This window comes from Brachyspira catarrhinii (genome assembly GCF_005518285.1).
Taxonomy (GTDB): Bacteria; Spirochaetota; Brachyspiria; order Brachyspirales; family Brachyspiraceae; genus Brachyspira; species Brachyspira catarrhinii.
Window position 1 is genome coordinate 1 of sequence record NZ_SJDU01000345.1, and the last position, 2,406, is coordinate 2,406.

At 32.7% G+C, this 2,406-nt stretch carries 2 protein-coding genes and 1 pseudogene; 1 reads left to right on the plus strand and 2 read right to left on the minus strand.

Annotated elements, in window-relative coordinates; genetic code table 11:
- Positions 1 to 351, minus strand: a pseudogene (locus tag EZH24_RS10290) (peptidase M30, hyicolysin); the annotation flags it as partial.
- A 17-nt stretch (positions 352 to 368) separates the two neighbouring features.
- On the minus strand, positions 369 to 599 hold the full coding sequence (locus tag EZH24_RS10295; protein WP_137999047.1) for a hypothetical protein: 231 nt from the start codon (positions 597 to 599) through the stop codon (positions 369 to 371).
- Positions 600 to 751: 152 nt separating this feature from the next.
- Here EZH24_RS10295 and EZH24_RS10300 point away from each other — a divergent pair.
- A partial coding sequence (locus EZH24_RS10300; protein WP_137999048.1) for a peptide ABC transporter substrate-binding protein occupies positions 752 to 2,406 on the plus strand: 1,655 nt, incomplete at its 3' end.

The window sequence follows — 2,406 nt, forward strand, 5'->3', positions numbered from 1 at the left end:
CATTATAAGTAAAATCAATTTTCCTTCGAGTTTTCCGAATAAATATTCTTCCATATCGTAAACTCTCATAGTTTCAAGCAGAATATTTTTTAATTCTTTATCTTCCGCTTTCAAATCGTTTTCCAAATATAAATCTATTTTTGAAGTGGAATAAATATTTTTCGCTTTAATTTTTTCTTTTGAATAATTATTATTTATATATCTCACGGCGTTAAAAGTTTTTTCGTTATTATTTCCAGAATAAATTTGATAATTCTTTTTGGTATTTAAAATATCGTTTAAATTTGCGTTTAGAGAAAGGCTACTTAATATAAAAAGAAAAAGTATGAATATTCTTCTATAGTTTATCATATAATTTATACAATAATTCAAGCGAGCGCGCTAAAAGCTCTAACCGAAGCTATATCAATTCTCAATTGCAATATATATCTTTTTCCGTCTCTTCCAATAGCGTAAGTATATCTGCTTGAAAGAGGCGACAAAGAAGAATTTTGATTTGCATTATTATTTATATTCTGAACGGGTTTTGCCGTTTGAGTTTCAATATTCGGTTTTTGAAGTCTGATAGCCGTATTATTAGAAATACTATTTATAGTCATATTAATACTCCGTTATTTAATATTCTTATAATTATTAACGGAAATATAAAAAAACTCTTTATAATTTTTATATTTTATAAGAAATTTTTTATTGACTAATAATTTATTTTTGTTTATAATAGTCTTAAAATAAAAACATGGAGTATTTCATTATGAAAAACAAATTATTATTTTATTCGTTATTTATTTTTGTATCGCTTTTATTATTTGTATCTTGCGGAGTAAATGCAAGAGAAGAAGCGATATATATTAATGTCGGTCCAGAACCTAAAACTATTGACCCGACATTAAATTCTGCAGTTGACGGAAGCATTTATATTCAGCATGCTTTTGAAGGCTTGGCAACGAGAGATAAAGAAAATAAAATAACGAGCGGCGTTGCGGAAAGGTGGGATATAAGCGAAGACGGTTTAACCTATACTTTCTATATAAGAGAAGATGCAAAATGGTCGGACGGGCAAAAAATAACGGCGGACGATTTCGTTTATTCTTGGAGAAGAGCGGTTAACCCCGATACTGCGGCGGAATACGCTTATCAATTCGAACCCGTTCTTAACGCGATGGATATTAACGCTGGCAAAAAACCAGTGGATTCTTTGGGAGTAAGAGCGATAGACGAAAATACTTTGGAAGTAAAATTGGCTACTCCTACGGCTTATTTTATCGAACTTGCCGCTTTCCCTACATTCTTTCCTTTAAGAGAAGATATTATAGAAGAATACAAAGACGATTGGACTCTATCGCCCGACACATATATTGGAAACGGTCCTTTTATTTTAACGGAAAGAAGAACTGACGATAGACTCGTTATGGAAAAAAATACTAATTATTGGAATGCCGATTCTATAATTCCTCAAAGGCTCGTATTTGTATTGATGCAAAACGAAACGGCGGCAATGGCGGGAGTTAAAGAAGGTTCTATACATTTTGCAAATCATCCTCCTCTATCCGATATAGAAACTTTGCAAAGTGAAGGTTTAATGTATATAACTCCTTATATAGGGACTTATTATTATTGTTTGAATTGGACGAACAGAACATTAAGAGACGCGAGAGTTCGTAAGGCGCTCGCTTTGGCTATAGATAGAAATTATATAGTTAAAGAAGTGTCAAAAGCTGGAGAAGTTCCCGCTACCGCTTGGGTTCCAAACGGAATAAACGATACGGAAGATGCAAACGGAGATTTTAGAAAAGTCGGCGGAGATTATTATAGCGTAAAAGAAGAAGATTTTGAAAAGAATATTGAAGAAGCGAAAAAACTTTTAGCCGAAGCGGGTTATCCAAATGGAAGAGGTTTTCCAGTTATAGAATTTAAATCCAATTCTGGCGTTAATCATATACAAATATTCGAAGCGATTCAGCAAATGTGGAAAGAATATTTGAATATAGATTCTACATTATCGCAAGAAGAATGGGCGACTTTCCAAGATACGAGACAGAATAAAGATTTTGTAGTCGCTCGTCATGGATGGATTGGCGATTATAACGACCCTATGACTTTTTTGGGAGTATTTTTAAGTTATAGCGTTCAAAATAACGGCGGTTATTCAAATAAGGCTTATGACGATAATTTGAGAATCGCCATGTCGACTATAGACCAAAAGGTTAGAATGGAAGCTATGCATAAAGCGGAAGACGTATTGATGGGAGATATGGGACTTATTCCTATTTACTTCTACACAGAACCTCTAATGGTAAGCAAAAAATTATCTGGCGTTGTTTACGACCCTTTAGGCTGGCATAAATTCTTTTACGCTAATTATCAAATAATAAAAGATAAAATTTCTTATAATCATAAAAAGAGAAG